The organism is Alkalispirochaeta americana, from assembly GCF_900156105.1.
GTDB classification, from domain to species: domain Bacteria; phylum Spirochaetota; class Spirochaetia; order DSM-27196; family Alkalispirochaetaceae; genus Alkalispirochaeta; species Alkalispirochaeta americana.
Genome location: NZ_FTMS01000003.1, coordinates 205,296 through 221,145, shown reverse-complemented (window position 1 = coordinate 221,145; position 15,850 = coordinate 205,296). Strand labels below are relative to the sequence as shown.

Annotated in this window: 16 protein-coding genes and 2 tRNA genes; 3 read left to right on the top strand and 15 right to left on the bottom strand. The window is 56.5% G+C overall.

Annotation, left to right across the window (positions count from 1 at the left end):
* The coding region (locus BW950_RS03810) for an Rpn family recombination-promoting nuclease/putative transposase (protein WP_076487955.1) at positions 1–606 on the top strand (606 nt) is incomplete at its 5' end.
* An 85-nt stretch (positions 607–691) separates the two neighbouring features.
* Here the strand turns inward: BW950_RS03810 and BW950_RS03805 are convergent.
* The 7 genes from BW950_RS03805 to BW950_RS03775 form a co-directional block, all read right to left on the bottom strand.
* Positions 692–1,315: a hypothetical protein gene (locus BW950_RS03805; protein WP_076487954.1), complete on the bottom strand. Its 624-nt coding sequence runs from the start codon at positions 1,313–1,315 to the stop codon at positions 692–694.
* A 247-nt stretch (positions 1,316–1,562) separates the two neighbouring features.
* Positions 1,563–3,536, bottom strand: a complete 1,974-nt coding sequence (locus BW950_RS03800) for a TRAP transporter permease (protein ID WP_076487974.1) — start codon at positions 3,534–3,536, stop codon at positions 1,563–1,565.
* Complete coding sequence (locus tag BW950_RS15520; protein ID WP_076487953.1) at positions 3,488–3,991, bottom strand: DUF1850 domain-containing protein; 504 nt, start codon at positions 3,989–3,991, stop codon at positions 3,488–3,490. Before BW950_RS15520 ends, BW950_RS03800 begins: the two co-directional genes overlap by 49 nt.
* A 97-nt stretch (positions 3,992–4,088) precedes the next feature.
* On the bottom strand, positions 4,089–5,063 hold the full coding sequence (locus tag BW950_RS03790) for a TAXI family TRAP transporter solute-binding subunit (protein WP_076487952.1): 975 nt from the start codon (positions 5,061–5,063) through the stop codon (positions 4,089–4,091).
* 232 nt (positions 5,064–5,295) lie between these two features.
* Positions 5,296–5,871: an NAD(P)H-dependent oxidoreductase gene (locus BW950_RS03785; protein WP_076487951.1), complete on the bottom strand. Its 576-nt coding sequence runs from the start codon at positions 5,869–5,871 to the stop codon at positions 5,296–5,298.
* Entirely contained in the window at positions 5,868–6,767 is a 900-nt protein-coding gene (locus tag BW950_RS15230) for an AAC(3) family N-acetyltransferase (RefSeq protein WP_076487950.1), read from the bottom strand. The genes BW950_RS03785 and BW950_RS15230 overlap by 4 nt, the downstream gene beginning before the upstream one ends.
* On the bottom strand, positions 6,764–8,779 hold the full coding sequence (locus tag BW950_RS03775) for a DUF5054 domain-containing protein (protein ID WP_076487949.1): 2,016 nt from the start codon (positions 8,777–8,779) through the stop codon (positions 6,764–6,766). The genes BW950_RS15230 and BW950_RS03775 overlap by 4 nt, the downstream gene beginning before the upstream one ends.
* A 288-nt stretch (positions 8,780–9,067) precedes the next feature.
* On the opposite strand from BW950_RS03775, the gene BW950_RS03770 reads away from it, so the two are divergent.
* Positions 9,068–9,550, top strand: a complete 483-nt coding sequence (locus BW950_RS03770; protein WP_076487948.1) for a flavodoxin domain-containing protein — start codon at positions 9,068–9,070, stop codon at positions 9,548–9,550.
* Between the two features lie 343 nt (positions 9,551–9,893).
* On the opposite strand, the gene BW950_RS03765 is transcribed toward BW950_RS03770, so the two are convergent.
* From BW950_RS03765 to BW950_RS03755, 3 genes are all read right to left on the bottom strand, one after another.
* Positions 9,894–9,965: transfer RNA gene (locus BW950_RS03765), tRNA-Glu, on the bottom strand.
* 12 nt (positions 9,966–9,977) lie between these two features.
* A tRNA-Gln gene (locus BW950_RS03760) sits at positions 9,978–10,049 on the bottom strand.
* Between the two features lie 44 nt (positions 10,050–10,093).
* On the bottom strand, positions 10,094–10,633 hold the full coding sequence (locus tag BW950_RS03755) for an adenine phosphoribosyltransferase (RefSeq protein WP_076487947.1): 540 nt from the start codon (positions 10,631–10,633) through the stop codon (positions 10,094–10,096).
* A 95-nt stretch (positions 10,634–10,728) separates the two neighbouring features.
* On the opposite strand from BW950_RS03755, the gene BW950_RS03750 reads away from it, so the two are divergent.
* Entirely contained in the window at positions 10,729–11,700 is a 972-nt protein-coding gene (locus BW950_RS03750; RefSeq protein WP_076487946.1) for a nucleotide-binding protein, read from the top strand.
* Here the strand turns inward: BW950_RS03750 and tsaD are convergent.
* From tsaD to flgG, 5 genes are all read right to left on the bottom strand, one after another.
* A complete protein-coding gene (gene tsaD / locus BW950_RS03745; RefSeq protein ID WP_076487945.1) occupies positions 11,692–12,744 on the bottom strand; it encodes a tRNA (adenosine(37)-N6)-threonylcarbamoyltransferase complex transferase subunit TsaD in 1,053 nt (350 codons plus the stop codon). The two genes, BW950_RS03750 and tsaD, sit on opposite strands and share 9 nt — an antisense overlap.
* Positions 12,725–13,624 carry a divergent polysaccharide deacetylase family protein gene (locus BW950_RS03740; RefSeq protein ID WP_076487944.1) on the bottom strand — a complete coding sequence of 300 codons (900 nt, stop codon included), beginning with the start codon at positions 13,622–13,624 and terminating at the stop codon, positions 12,725–12,727. Before BW950_RS03740 ends, tsaD begins: the two co-directional genes overlap by 20 nt.
* 16 nt (positions 13,625–13,640) lie before the next feature.
* On the bottom strand, positions 13,641–14,486 hold the full coding sequence (locus BW950_RS03735; protein WP_076487943.1) for a sigma-70 family RNA polymerase sigma factor: 846 nt from the start codon (positions 14,484–14,486) through the stop codon (positions 13,641–13,643).
* 201 nt (positions 14,487–14,687) lie between these two features.
* Positions 14,688–15,008, bottom strand: coding sequence for a rod-binding protein (locus BW950_RS03730; RefSeq protein ID WP_076487942.1), 321 nt, complete (start codon positions 15,006–15,008; stop codon positions 14,688–14,690).
* 5 nt (positions 15,009–15,013) lie between these two features.
* Positions 15,014–15,808: a flagellar basal-body rod protein FlgG gene (flgG, locus tag BW950_RS03725; RefSeq protein WP_076487941.1), complete on the bottom strand. Its 795-nt coding sequence runs from the start codon at positions 15,806–15,808 to the stop codon at positions 15,014–15,016.
* Positions 15,809–15,850 lie beyond the last annotated feature (42 nt).

Below are 15,850 nucleotides of genomic sequence, written 5' to 3'. Positions count from 1 at the left end.
AGCCTGTACTACTGGGCCAGGAGTTACGCCGGGCAGCTGAAGAAAGGTGACGACTATATCGAGCTGACCCCCTCGGTCTGTATCAACCTGCTGGATTTCGAGATCTTCCCCCAGCTTCCCGGCTATCATAGCTGTTTCCAGATCACCGAGGCCGACGCACCGGAGTATGTGCTATCCGATCACCTGCAGATCCATTTCATCGAACTGCCCAAGAATCACCTGAAAAGCACCGGTGATGTGAAGGACAAACTTGATACATGGTGTTATTACTTCGAGCACGAAGGCACCGTGGAGGAGGAGGATATGACGCTATTGCTGAAGGACAACCCTGCTCTGGGCAAGGCCCACAGAGTCTACCGCACCTTTACTGCCGACGACGAGCTTATGGACATCGCCGAGGCGCGTGAGAAATGGCAACGCGATGTCAGCTCGCGGTTACGCAGCGCCGAGCAACGCGGCAAGGAAGAGGGCATGCAGCAGGGCATGCATCAGGCTCGTCGTGAAGATGCCCTGAAGATGCTGAAACGCGGGTTCCCCCTTTCCGACATCGCCGAGATCACCGGCCTTTCCGAGCAGGAGATCGGGGATCTCGAGCGATCAACCTAGCACCCCTTCTCGGGGCGCCTGTGAGTTTAGCCTGAGCACGAGTGATTGGAGGGGAGCAGCAGGTTGCCCCCCATTCCGGGCCGCCTTAAAACTGGTAGGAAATATGTCCTCCGCCAAAGAAGGAAAACTGCACCCCTTCCAGGGTGAGAGAATCTCGATCCCATCCATTGTCGTATGAACCGTACGACTCAAGGGTGACATCTCCGGCGTAGTAGCGCAGGTTAAACATATCAATTCCAACCAGCAGGTTGGGAGTGATGGCAAAATCTACACCGCCCCCAAGGGAGAAAACAGCTATCTCCGTGGTCAGCTTGTTCTCTTCGGTGTCGTCCTCCACAACTTCCACCAACCCGCCGACAGAGGCAACCCCGTACCATTTGGCTCGCTCAACCTGGGACCCGAACTTGATACCCGCCATGACATGGCTCACCGTTCGCTCGATATTATCTTCCCATCCCTTCGGGTATTCCAGGTTCAGAAGAAGCGCCGATGAATAGATCGAAGCTTCAAATCCGACGTGGTGTCCCCAGAAACCAATTTTTCCGCCATGCCCATGGGTGTCGTAGAGATCGGAGAAACCGATCCCCAGGCTCCATCCCTGTACTACCGGGATATCCTGACGGTGAGAAAAGGGATCGGCAAACAGAGATTGCCCATTCACTCCAACCAGAAGGCATGCCATCGTGGTGATCAAGATCGTTTTTTTCACAGATTCTCCTTTTTGCACAGTGGTGAGCTTAGTATGCGCGGGAGGGTATGACATAAACTGTCACAGGATGAAAAAGGCCTGAAAGAATGCGTGAGTGATTGGAGGGGAGCCGAAGGCTGCCCTGCCGGGACCGGCAGGGCCGGAGCGGGTAGCGGAGCCCCGCAAAGCACGACCCGAGCAGGCGCGAGGGGCACGCCCTGCCCTGGTTCTGGAGGGGGAGATCGGCGATCGGTTCTGTGATCGCCGACTATCTGGTAACGGCTTGTTCTGCTGCGGCGCGTTTTGCGGCAGAAGCCGAGAGGACCTGTCCGAGCACGGCCAGGGCCAGGAGAGCGATACCAATCAGGTCCATGTGAATGTTCGGGATGATCAGCATCAGGGCGGCCCCCAGGAAACAGGCCCGTTCCCAGAGTCTGGTGGGCGACAGGAAGTAGCCCTGCACCGCGCTGGCAAAGGCCACTACTCCGAGGCAGGCTGAGGTTACGGCAATAACGGCTTGCAGGGGGGTAACATTGATCAGGAGCAGTTCCGGGCTCATGGCGAATATGAAGGGTATGAGAAACCCGGCTGATGCCAGCTTGAGTGCCTGCAGGCCTGTTTTGAAGGATTCTCCGCCGGCAATGCCGGCACCGGCGTAGGCAGCGAGTGCCACCGGTGGTGTGACATCGGCGATCACACCGAAATAGAGGATGAAAAGGTGTGCTGCGATCAGGGGAACGCCCAGCTGTACCAGGGCCGGAGCAGCCATGGTGGCCAGAACGATGTATTTTGCCGTGGTGGGCAAGCCCATCCCGAGAATGATCGAGGCAAACATGGTGAGAAGGAGTGTGGGAAAGAGTCTGCCCCCGGCCAGGCTCACCACCAGGTTGGCAAAGGTCAGGCCGAGGCCTGAGAGGGTTACGATCCCCACGATTATTCCTGCGCAGGCGCAGGCAGCGGCCACGCCGATTGCCTTGATGGCGCCGTCCTCGAGGGCCAGAAAGATATCACGCCATCCGATGCGGGTATGCTTGCGTAGCATACACACAACAAGGGCAAGAAGAATGCTGAGAAAGGCGGCCCGCAGGGGAGAGTAACGCAGCAGGAAGAGCACCACCGTCACCAGCGGCACCAGCAAGTGGAATCCTTTGAGGAAGGTTTCCTTACAGCGCGGCAGATCCTCCTTGGGGATTCCCTCAAGACCGCGCTTGGAGGCCTGGAGATGGACCATCATCATGACACCGAGATAATAGAGCAAAGCAGGGATAACGGCGCTTCCGATTATCCTGATGTAGGGGATGTTTGTGAACTCCGACATGATAAAAGCGGCCGCGCCCATTACGGGAGGGAGGATTTGCCCGCCCGTGGAGGCGGCTGCCTCGACAGCTCCGGCAAAGTTGGCGTGGTAGCCGACCTTTTTCATGAGGGGGATGGTGAAGGCTCCGGTGGTGACGGTGTTGGCGATGGAGCTCCCCGAGATGGACCCCATGAAACCGCTGGCCAGGACGGCTGCCTTTGCAGGCCCGCCCTTTTTGTGCCCCGCAGCGGCAAAGGCGAGATCGATAAAGAACTTTCCCACCCCTGTGACGTCCAGAAAGGAGCCAAAGAGGATAAACATGAAAACAAAACTGGCCGAAACCCCCAAGGGTGTCCCGAAGATACCCTCGGTTGTCATGTAGAGCTGATTGATCACCCTGGCCGCGCTGTAGCCCCGATGGCCGAGCGCACCGGGAATATAGCTCCCGAAAAGGGCGTAGGCGATAAAAACCAGGGCAATGAAGGGCAACTCGGGGCCGATGCTGCGCCGGGCAACCTCCAGCACCAGCAGTACCGTGATCAGTCCGAAGACCATATCAACCGGGGTTGGCATGCCGCCCCGTCGGACCAGGCTCTCGTAGTTGAAGAGGATATAGCTTGTCACCATAACCCCGGCTGCTGCCAGAAGCCAGTCTATCAGGGGGATGCGATTCATCGCCGATTTGCGACTGGGCGGGTACAGCAGGAATCCCAGGACAAAGACAAACAGGAGATGCACTGCCCGTTGCTTCATGGTAAGAAGCGTGCCGAAGCCCGCCGTATAGAGATGGAAGAGTGACATCACCACTGCGCCCAGGGCGACCACCATGGCCAGCTTCCCCGCCAGCTTTCGCATGTGCGATGAGGCCTCAAACTCGGCCAGGGTCTCTTCAATATCTATTTTTTCGTCAAAACTGTCGTGAATACTTGTTGGCCGTTCTTCCATACGCTGCTGTGTCCCCCAAAAAAGACAAAATTCCAGAGAGCTCTTCTCGCCGGTTCCACACGAACCAGCGACCCTGGCGAAAACAACTCCGCAAGTCTGATCTCTCCCCCTGGTGGTATCCAAAGACGGTGTTCGGCGGTTCGGCCAATCCTCAGAGGCAGTTCAGACAGTTCCAAATCGATATCGTCGATCACGAACATCCCGTCGCGATGAGAGAAGCCTCGGGACGTCTGACCGGGCAGGCCTGCCCCGAAGTCATGGTAGGCTGTTCGCTGCAAACGCAGTGTTCCACAGGGGGTCACACCAAAAACCTCTGAAACGAGGCTGCGCGCCACGGAATGGCGATAAATCAGGTGGATCTCGCTGCCCCTGGCAACTGGCAGGAACCTGGCAGAACCCTGCTCCGGTTGTAGCCGGAGGCCCTCCAGAGGCCACAAACAGACGCCCCCCGCCACGATTCCCGCAGTGCAAAGACCGGCCCACAGGCCGGTTCGTATCCCGAGGGATGGCCAGGGCCATCTCCTCAGGCGTATCAACTTTTCCGCTTTCGGCTTAAAGCCCCATTTCGGAGTAATAGCGGGCAGCTCCTGGGTGCAGGTCCAGCGACATTCCGTCCGTTGCAGTTTCGAGGACTACATCACCCCCTCTGCTGTGAGCTGCCGCCAGCATATCGAGATTCTCGAAGAGTGCCTTGGTAATGTTGTATACCATCTCTTCTTCCAGACCCTCGCGCACGGTGAGCATGGCCATGACCGCCACGGTCTCCACATCCTCGGCCTGGTTCCGGTAAGTCCCGGCGGGAATACGAACCTGGTTGTAGAAGGGGAAATCGGCGATAAGCCGCTCGGCCATTGCGCTGGCGATGGGAACGATCCGGACAGAATGGGTGGTTGCCAAGTCTGTGACGGCGGCGGTGGGTGTACCAGCCGTGAGGAAAGCAGCCTCAACGTTGCCATCCTTCAGAGCGTCGGCTGCTTCGGCAAAGGAGAGATAATCCGCCCGGATATCATTGTACCCGATCCCGTGGGCGGTGAGGACCTGTCGTGCGTTGGCTTCTACCCCGCTTCCCGGTGCGCCAACGGCAACGCGCCGTCCGCGCAGATCCTCGACGCTTCTGATATTGGAATTGGCCAGGGTGATGATCTGGACAACCTCGGGATACAGCGTGGCCACGCCCCTGAGGTTGGTCATGGCGGCTACGTCGGAGAACATCTCGGTGCCCGTGAAGGCATAGTAGGAGATGTCATTCTGGATTGTGGCAAAATCAACATCGCCGTTGTTCAGGAGGTTCACGTTTTCCACCGACGCTCCCGTTGACTCGGCGTTGGCCGTAACATCGGACACCTTCTCGTTGATGATATTGGCAAAGGCCCCACCCAGAGGAAAATACACTCCGGCGGTTCCTCCCGTTGCCACAGCAAGACGGGCCGGGCCCTGACTTGTCCGATCGGCACCACAGGCCGTTGCGAAGAGCATCGCTATCAGGGCGATGACGGCAAGAAGACTGATGTTACGTGTTGCTTTCATTGGATCTCCACTAGTAAGTATTGGTGTCTGGTATGCATAAAGCGCCCTCAAAGATGCATAAAACACCGAGGGTGACGCAAAATTATGCATTAGCAAATCAAAGCTGTCAAGCATTTCGCTGGTTGTGTGCCGGTTACTGCTTCTTGCGGCAGCCCTGCGCCGACAAACCATGCTGTTGCCCCCTGGGCCTGCACGGTTTCATACACACCTCGCCGACTCTGATCGGGGGGAATCAGCTTCTGCTGCCGATCCGGTACATGCCTTCGAGCCAGTCCTGACGTTTTGCCGGGGAGGACAATTTTACCGAACCCACGTAGGTTTGTGCAACGGGTCGGATCCCGCAGAAATTCATGATGTCTTTCATCATTTTATAGCCAGGGTCGCCTATGATCATTTTGTAGTAGAGAGGAGGTGAATCCATGGTGCTGATCACCCGAGCCGATTTGTTCTGCAGAAGTTTGTCCCAGGCGACTATTTTCCTGCTTTCCTTGTACTTGAAGGCAAAGCCCGGCAGGAAGACCCGTTCTATGAAAGCCTTGAGCACGGCTGGCGGAGCGGCCCACCAGGTGGGATAGACGAAGACAAGATGATCAGCCCACAGGATGGTCTCCTGGGCCATCACCAGGTCTGATTCGAGGGGCTGGTCGTGGGCGTAACCCTGCCGCAAAACCGGATCAAAGGCGATCTCCCCGATATTAATGCGCCGTATATCGTTCCCCGCATCTTGAGCTCCTGCGCAGTATCTTTCCGCCAGGGCATTGCAAAAACTCTCCATCGATGGATGGCAAAAAATCACGAGCTGTTTCATCTGCCCCTCCTGCTGTGCTGGCTGTCCTGGCTGTCCTGGCTGCCCTGGCTGCCCTGGCTGTCCTGGCTGTCCTGGCTGTCCTGGCTGTCCTGGCTGCCCTGGCTGCCCTGGCTGCCCTGGCTGCCCTGGCTGTCCTGGCTGTGCTGGCTGTCGACAAAAAACAAGGGATCTTCTCGAAGTTTTTCCAGAACGGCCCTTTTGAGTTCCGGTGCGTCCAGAAGAACCGCTGGCGCCTGCAAGACCTGGCCCTCTCGCAAAAAGGCGTCCGTCTCAAGGGCCAGTATTCGTTCGTATCGCTGGGAGAACCCGCGGGCAACAAACCCGTGGGTTCGGTATTCTTTGCAATACGTCCTGAGGTGATGGTCCCTGATTGTAAAGAGACAGGTTTCTCCGTAGAGATACGGCGGCTCCAGGTATTCTTCAAGGGCGTGCATGGTGGTGTTGGGCCTCACCCCGCACCCCACCATGAGGATTTTCCCCTCGGTCTCCACCAGTTTGTGAAATGGCGAGTGCGGACCACAGGGAGTATTATCCAGCTCGTGATCTGCCAGGAGTTCCTCTGCACGTCTTCCTGTGGCGCACACCGAATGGGTGGGATGAATACTTCGGAGAACGCCCTCGGCCTTGCGGAAAAACTCCGGGATCGCCCCCACGTTTACCGGCGTCAGAGAGGGATCAAAGACATCGGGAGGTCTCAAGTTCCAACTCAGGGCAGGCATCATGAGGGTCCCTCCCGGCCCGATTGCACGGAGAAAGCCCTGGATAACCGCCTCTATCCCGCCAGGTAGGGGGCCCAGGGATTTACAGGAGGAATGAACCAGGAGAGTGTCTCCCGGGAGAACTCCCAATGCTTCAAGATTGCGGGCAATAATCTTTTGGTGCCTCTGGTCATTCACAGGGTGACATCTCCCACGTTGATGGTAAATCTGAAGCGCCCATCTTCCTCGTACCACATGGGAAAGTTCGTTCCCCAGACATTGTTGTGGAGATTAAAATGAACACCCTTTGTCCGTAAAGGTTGCCGGTTGTTAAAGTCCAGCAGGGACCGCTCTCCCGGTGCAGCCAGGGGAGAATCCAGGGGAACAATGGTCATGCCGCCTCTGTCATCCCGGTACCGGGCCTCCTCAAGGGCGTGGAGTTTTCTGTTTCCGTTCCACACGACCTGGGTTGGCGAAATCCAGCTTCCCATTTTTCTGAAGGCCCAGGCAGGACGATGTCCGGAACGAGGCAGGAAAGACAGCCAGGATGCTTCGGGTATCCGGCAGGCCTTCTTCCTGAACCACTGGAAAACCAGATCAATCTCCGGCGCTCCAGCCTGGACATGGACCTGGGTCGTTAGCTGTGCCGGTGCTCCAAAATCCCTTACCGCACCTTCGGGCATGGTCATTTCCAGAATGAACCACGCATCTCCTGCCTCATCGGTCCGGTACCACAGGGCATCCAGAATGGGGGCAACGGTCTGGTGCGGTATGTCGAGGGCCTCCAGACCGGGCTTGGTAAAATCCTTCCTGGCCCAGGCCTCTGCCCCGGGCCAGGCTCGCACATATTGACGACCAAACCGGTTGTAGTCCTCGGCCGAGAAGGTTTCGTATAGATAGCTGGCCAGAGGATGTGGCCGTGTCGCCCAGAGTCGCCTGCTGGTTCGTTCTCTCATATGGCATATGGCCCCGGTTTCTTCGTCGAAACCGATTGTCATCAAGGGGGTGCTGAAGATCATCCCGGGATGGCCGATCCGTTCATAGCCCCTCCTGTCGGGGTACTGTGGAACAAGAGAATCCAGAGCCTCCCGGGCCTGCCTGCGTTGCGGGTCCTTGAGCAGACCCAGGGCCTGATCGAGGTATCGGCGTTGCTCCTGCCAGGAACGCTCAAACCGGATGCACACCTCGGTTCTGCGAAGCTTCTCAAGATCCGCAGCGGTATAATGACGGTAGTCGTCAAGGAAGGTCTTCTCGTCCATTCCCCAAGTGTGCTCAGGGATCAGCAGGAGCACGCGACGAAAAGCATCAAAACTTTCCGGATCAGGACCTCCTTCGGGAGCGTTCTCCCAGAGGGTGCCCAGACGCTGTAATTCAAGAAAGCCCGATACCTTTGCCGGATCGGTACCCACACCATGAATCCAGGTATCCCCGATTTCGTCCGTGACGACAGGCAGATTATTCCTGACAGCATCAAGATCTACGGCAAAATCATCGAGCCGTCCGGAAACGACCTCTGCCCGGGGAAAGGCCTGTCGCAATCCTCGAAAGGACTCCTCAACTTCTGCTGCCCCCGGCGGTCCATGGTTATCGTTTGAATGGACTACGGCAAGGCCCGTCGATACCCCGGGCAGCACCGTGGTTCCTCCATAACTGTTTCCCCCGTAAACAACAAGAACCTCAGAATCGTCGGAGTGTCTCCAGACATACCCATCGGGTATCCTCGGCCGTGTCGATGCCGGGTTCACCCCGATATGGAGAAAGCGAATCCCTGCATCCGCTAGCTGGGGCACGATGCTGCGTGTATGCCCGGGAACATCGGTCATCTTTGCAGAGACCGTGGTCTTTCCAAAACGCCTGTCCAGTTTTTCGCTCAGGGAAAGCCCGAACCGGAAAAGCGACGCCTCCATGAGTTCGCAATGGGTGGTAAAAGGAAGGCCATGCCAGGCAATGTCTCCCTCTTCGATGGCACGTTCCAGCATTTTCAGTCGCCTCCCCCGGCAGCATTCCAGAGCCTCATGGATCAGCCAGGACCCGGTTGTCCAGACAAAGGAGATGTCAGAGCCCTCCTCCCGGATCTGCTTCGCCAGATTGATCGCCCGGGGGATAAAAACCTCGTGGTAGCGCTCCTGAACCCTCCAGGCATAATCGGTAAAACCCACGTCAAGGTGTGTCTTGAAAACGACCACAACCTTCCCGACCTCGGGTGTCATCGCCTTCCCTCTTCGGAGGTTTTGCCGGGACGGCCCTTCTCAGAAACCTCCTGCGGGGCAGCCTGGAGCAGGATCCTGGTGGAGGTTTCCACCCGGGGGGTGAATATCGGAACCTCTTGCAGGATGATACAGAACCGGATAAAGCAGACCATATCCACCGAGTATAGCATACCCGGAAAACAGGAGGTCCCCGGGAATCCATCCTGCGGTGGAGACACTTGCGGTGAAGAGGCCCACTTGCACCCCGCCTCTCGGTGTGCTACATAGCATGCAGGGTAAATAATCCTCATGAAAACACTGATTGTATACGCTACCAGGTACGGAGCCACCGAAAAAGCCTCCCGGACCCTTGCCCGGCAGTTGCACGGCGATATCACGCTTGTCAATCTTGTGAGGGAGGATGCGCCGAACCCCGGCACCTATGATCAGGTGCTGATTGGTGGCTCTATCTATGCCGGATCCATACAGAAAGAGGTCAGGCAGTTCTGCACTGCCCATCAGGAACAGCTTCTCTGCCAGACCATCGGTCTCTTTGTGTGTTGCCGTGAGGAGCACACAGCTCGCGAGCAACTGGAAACCTCTCTGGGTGTAGATCTCGTCGCCCACGCCACCTCGACAGGAAGCTTTGGCTACGAGTTCGATTTCAGTTCAATGAACATCTTCTTCAGACTGGTCATCCGCATTTTGGCAAAAACCAAAGAAAGCCAGTTTAATCTCAGGGAAGAAAAAATTAAGGAATTTGCCGCGCACTTTGCCCCCGACCACAGCTGATCCGTGGACAGTGCGGGCCGGGGGAGCCCGATCCATAACAGGTTGTTCACATTATTCACACCTTTTCTCATTGATCTAATTCTCATTGATCGAACAGCGGCGGTGATCGAGGCATTCACGCGAGGGCGGTTGGCGTGTGTTCTGTTTTGAGGCAAAATTTTGGTGAGAGAGAGTTCTCTTCCCGTATTTTTTATCGCCTTCCGCAGGGTGTCCCGGTTCCGCAGAGTGCCCGGTTCCGCAGGGTGTCCCGGTATGGGCCGGAAATAGAGCCGGAAATAGAGCCGGAAATAGATGAGAGGGAAGAAAAAAAGGACGGTGAGCTGTAAAAACTCACCATCCTTGATAGCCCGTAGGGGAATCGAACCCCTGTTTCGGGAATGAGAATCCCGCGTCCTAGCCGCTAGACGAACGGGCCGGGTAGAAAAAACTTCCCGGGGAGGACTTGAACCCCCACTGTCAGAGCCAGAATCTGATGTGCTACCAATTACACCACCGGGAATCAGCTCTTTCGAAGCGGATACTACCGCCTATTCATGAAGGATGTCAAGCCGTCTCGCTTTGATAATACTGCAAACACTGTACATCCCGTGTCCCCAGACGCTCCTGGTATCCCAGAAAGGGAAGCCCCACCACGGCAAAAACTCCCGACACCACAGCGCCAGCCTCCTCGAGAAGAGCACACGCCGCCTCCACCGTTCCTCCCGTGGCAATCAGATCGTCCACCACCAGAACGTTCCCTCCCGCGGGAACGTCCTCCCGGTGAACCTCGATCGTGTCCCGGCCGTACTCGAGATCAAAGGATCGACGCAGGGTGTCGCCGGGAAGCTTGCCCTTTTTCCGCAACAGGATCAGGGGGATTCCCAGGCGATAGGCAAAAGGCGCGGCCAGCAAAAACCCCCGGGCCTCAATAGCGGCCACGGCCTCCAGCCTGGTGTCCCGGTAGGTCTCGACCATGCGATCCAGAGTATGACGGAACGCATCGGGATGCGCCAAAAGGCTGGTAAGATCATAAAAGAGAACTCCCGGTTTGGGGAAATCAGGAACCCGGCGAATTGCCTTGTCAATGATTGCATCGTAACTCATGGGCGATAGTATTATCGGATCACCCCGGGGGGTCAACGGGATGATCTCCCCCTCTTTATTGAACTCTCGCCCAGTTCACCCTATAGTTAGGATCTATGCAGCACCTGATCCCCATCGCAAGCGGAAAAGGAGGGGTTGGAAAAACCCTTCTTGCAGCAAACCTGGGCATCGCCCTGGCGCAACAAGGCAAAACGGTGGTCCTGATAGATCTGGACCTGGGAGGAAGCAACCTCCACACCCTCCTGGGCATCCGTAACAGCCACCCCGGAATTGGCCACTTCATCTACAAAAAGGCAGAAACCCTTGAAGAACTCCTGGTAGAAACGTCACAGCACCAACTCTTTCTTATTCCCGGGGACGGACTCTTTTGCGCAACGGCTAACCTCCCTTTTCACCGGAAGCAGGCAATTCTCAAGCAGCTGCCAGACATACCGGCAGATTTTGTCATCCTTGACCTGGGTTCCGGCACCACCTACAACACCCTGGACCTTTTCCTTACCTCTTCTGCGGGACTGCTTGTGACATCACCGGACACAACGGCAATTCTGAACGCCTATTCCTTCCTGAAATCAGCCATGTTTCGCTTGCTCCAGCGCAGTTTTTCTGCCAAAAGTTCCGAGCGCCACCTGGTTATGGATTTTCTTCAACAAAAAATGGAGGGCGGCAATCACCACATCCAGGAGCTGGTGGAGCAGATCCACCGCCTGGATGCCGAAAGCGGCAACCGTGCCCGGGAGGCTCTCTCGCAGTTCCGCCCCCGGGTTGTGATGAACATGGGCCGCACAGCCCAGGACATCCGTCTGGGCGGGCGGCTTCGAAAAGTAGTTCAGGACAATTTGAAAAGCGGGATCGAGTTCATCGCCTATCTCCCCCAGGACGAATATGCCTCGCGAAGCCCTCTGGAACGAACCCCCACCCTTTTGCGCTACCCCGAATGCCCCTATTCCCAGGGGATCAAACACTGCGCGCACCGGATCATCCAGGAGCCGGTCCCGCCAATGCAAGCTCTTTTTGAAGACGATCAGGACCTGCAGGAGCTGGCCGATCAGTTCGGAAATCTACTGTGATGGATGGGGCCGCCCTCGTCGGCGAAAAGAGGCGACCCGGGCGGTGACTCCCGCATCAAGACCGCTTCGAACGCCGGCAGAGAGCATCTGGTGCCCCAAACCTGCGACCATGGCGGCGTTATCCATGCAAAGCAGCGGAGGAGGCAAGACAACCTCTACCCCCTGGTCGGCCAACGCCAAAAGACGCTCCCGCAGATATCCATTAGAGGCGACCCCGCCACCGGCGGTCACCCTGGCAATACTTGTATCCTCCAGGGCGTTCTCTACCCTGGTCATGAGCATGTCAATCGCTGCTTTTTGAAAAGCAGCCGCGATGTTCTCCCGGGTTCGCGGGTACTCATCGTTCCAGAAGCGATCCAGCTGGTGCACCACGGCAGTCTTGAGGCCCGAGTAAGAGAAATCGTAGCGGTTATCGTTGCGATTCAGTTTGGGTTGCGGGAAACGGCAGGCCCGGGAGTCGCCCCGACGAGCCAAGTCGTCGATCACAGGTCCCCCGGGATATCCCGTGCCAAGATAGGCGCTCACCTTGTCGTAGGCTTCTCCGCAGGCGTCGTCGATGGTTGTTCCCAGTATCTCCAGTTCACCGGGACTCCGGCTCACGGCAATAATGGTATGCCCCCCGGAAACAAGGAGAACAATGTAGGGATACGCCAGAGGAGGTTCTTCGGGGTTCACCAGCTGCGCTGCGTAGGCGTGGGCGGCCATGTGATCAACCGCCACAAAGGGGAGCTCCGCTCCGAGGGCGTAGGCCTTGGCAAAAGAGACTCCCACAGCCAGAGAACCGCTCAGCCCTGGTCGGTTTGTAACCGCCACCCCCGAGAGCCCCGAATGGACCGGGTCAACTCCGGCCTCGTGGAGCGCACGGGACACCACGGGAAGAATTTGCTCCACGTGAGCCCGCGAGGCGATCTCGGGTACAACGCCATGATGACGGGCGTGGATATCGCTTTGACTCGCCACCACCAGGGACTCTATGGTACGACCATCGCGAACAACGGCGGCCGAGGTCTCGTCACAGGAACTCTCAATTCCAAGCACTAGCATCACAGGCCTCCCAGGCGCAGGAGAGAGGGAGAAAACGGAACCCCTCCCGAAGGATTTCATCTTGCCGCTCTATAAGGACTCGAGCTGTTTCCGGAACGGTCACATGACCAATCATTATGACCTGGCCCCGGCAGCGGGCTATCTCCAGAGCACGATCCAGCTGGCCCCGTATTTCTTCTTCGCTTCGATGGTGGTCAAGAAAGACATCTCTCACCAGGACAGGAATACCCTCTTCAGCTGCTACAGCAGAAACCACGCTTTTCCCGGTGGTAAGACTGTCCAGAAAGAAGAGCTCCTGGGCTTTCACCTCTCGCAGGAGGGGCCTCACAAAAGAGGGATCACTGGTGATGCGACTCCCCATGTGATTGTTTAATCCCACCACACCGGAATAGCGCCCAAGGTTCTCTCTCAGTATCTCCAGGGATTCCTCAATGCTTTGGTTTGCAAAAATGGCTCCCGGCCCCGGGTTCTGACCGTTGAAGGCCTCCATGGGCTGATGAAGAATTACCTGATACCCCCGGCTCTGCGCTTGCCGGAGCACCTCCTGGCTTTGAGGCAATCCGGGTAGCACCGCCACCGTGTAGGGCACGGTCAGGGCAGAAAACATCTCCATCTCATCCCATGATTGCCCGGCATCGTCCAAAACCAGATACAACCGGGGTGCAGGATCAGCTAGTTTTTCGGGAGGAGAAACCGGAACAAGGTCATCCTCCTGTACAACAGGAGGTTCTTCCCGGCGAGTCTCTTCCAGAATGTCCAAAGGAGGGTACGAGATTACCCGATCGGGGGAGTGTCCTCCTCCCTGAAATACAAGAAACGCGATGCTACCCGCAACACCAAGAAGCAGGAAACCGAGAAAAATACCTTGTCGCCGTACCATGACCCCCGCCGGAACATCAGTTTGTCATCATCTCCCGGAGATGTCCAGCCTGATCACGAAGCTTGCGGATCGCCTTCATCTCTATCTGCCGGACCGTTTCGGGCGAGATCCCCATGGTAGCGGAAACACGCTTGAGGGTGTAGCGCTCACCGCCGTCCAGAGCGTAGCGGTACCAGATCACCTGTCGTTCCCGATCCTGAAGAACTTTTAGTCCCTTGATAGTCTCTTCCCGGACAATGGTGTCCATGACCAGCAGATCAGGAGAAAAGGAATCGTCCTCCAGGAGGTCCATCACGGTACCGTTGTCATCGTTTATCTCCGTATCGAGCGATACAGGAGTAGCGGCAATGTTCATGATTTCGGAAACTTCTTCGGGGGATATGTGCGCCTCTCGGGCAATCTCTTCCACCGAGGGAGTCCTCATAAGATGCTGATTCAGATAATTGTAGGCCCTCTGAATTCGCCGGAGCACGTCTTCTTTCCGATGGGGAAGTCGAATTGTCCTGCGCCGATTTGCCAGCGAGCGGGAAAGGGACTGTTTGATCCACCAGGCTGCATAGGTGCTGAACCGCACGCCCTTGCGGTAATCAAAACGGCTGGCAGCTTTGAGGAGCCCCAGGTTTCCATCCTGGATCAGATCCAGCAATGTAGTATCGGGGGTAACATAGGCTTTCGCGATCTTTATCACCAGACGCAGGTTACGTTCAACCAGGATCCGCTTTGCCTCGGCATCACCCTGTTCAATTCTGCGGGAAAGGTCCCACTCCTCTTCCGCCGTAAGAAGCGGATTTTTCTTGATTTGCGTATAATAGGTTTGCAACGCATCGTTTTGACTATAGTCGGCGCTTATTTTCCTGGCCATGTACACACCTCCTGCATATCAATTATGCAATAAGCGTGCCAACCAGCGAAAAAATACAAGAAACTAAATAAATCTTTTTATTGAAACGATTTACGAAATGCTATAAAGAAATGAAACCACGAGTAGAGAGGGGGTGTATAAAAAACCTGACACCGGCTATGGAGGCGTCAGGCAATTTCATACACTCCCCTGAAGAATATATCACGGTGTGTGCTGTTTCACTATCATATCGGCAAGTCCGATGCCCCCGGTCTTTGCCATTATCTGGGCGTACTCATCGTAGAGCATATCTTCGTAGAACTCCCCGGCCATGCCGGTATCAACCAGGCGATTCTCGGAATTGAGGGTTCCACGCATGCTATCCAGCATCTGCTTCATAAAGATCGCCTCAAAATCCTGGGCTACCTGACGCAACTGGTCGGCCTCGCTGCCCTCGGGAAGGTTGTAGCGAAGGTTTTGCAGCTGCAGCTGGGCCAGGTTGGCCGGTCCGGCCTGGTTCATTCCACCGATACTATCGTTCATACTACCTACCGTTTCAGGCCTGTCGCGATACCCAGCATGGAGTCGCTGGTCTGGATCGCTTTGCTGTTTGTTTCGTAGGCACGCTGGGCTACGATCATATTCACCATCTCGCTTACCACAGAGACGTTGGACATTTCCAGAAACTTGTGGAGCGTCTGTCCCATCCCGTCGAACCCTGGTTGGCCACTCAGGGGAGCACCACTGGCCGAGGTCTCCTTGAAGAGATTGTCTCCGACTGCGTTCAGCCCGGCGGGGTTCACAAAGCGGTTCAACTCGACCTGCCCCACTTCAAGAGGATCTTCCACACCGGGAATCTGAACAGTGATGCGTCCGTCCTGGGAAATTGCCAGAGTATCCCGCAGGAAGCCCTGGGGCAAAATAACCTCGGGCATCACCCGCAGCCCGTTATTTGTAACCAGTTGCCCCAGTGAATCGATCTGGAACGCCCCATCCCGGGTATAGGCGAAGGAACCATCGTACTGCATCACCCGGAAAAAACCTTCGCCCTCAATGGCGATATCTGTTACGTTCCCGGTATTCTGCAAACTCCCCTGGATATGAAGCTTTTGAGTCCCCGCAATATTCACCCCATGGCCTACCTGCACGCCCACGGGCACCAGGGTCTGTTCCGTGGCAGGAGTGCCTGCTGTTCGCACCGTCTGGTACAGAAGATCCTCAAAATCGGCACGATTTCGCTTAAACCCTGTGGTATTCACGTTGGAAAGGTTGTTTGAAATAGTATCAATACTAAACTGCTGCCCCATCATCCCCGATGCGGCAGTCCAGAGCGATCGCATCATGACTGTTGCCCTCTCTTTCTCCGGTTATGCCGGATCCCCTGA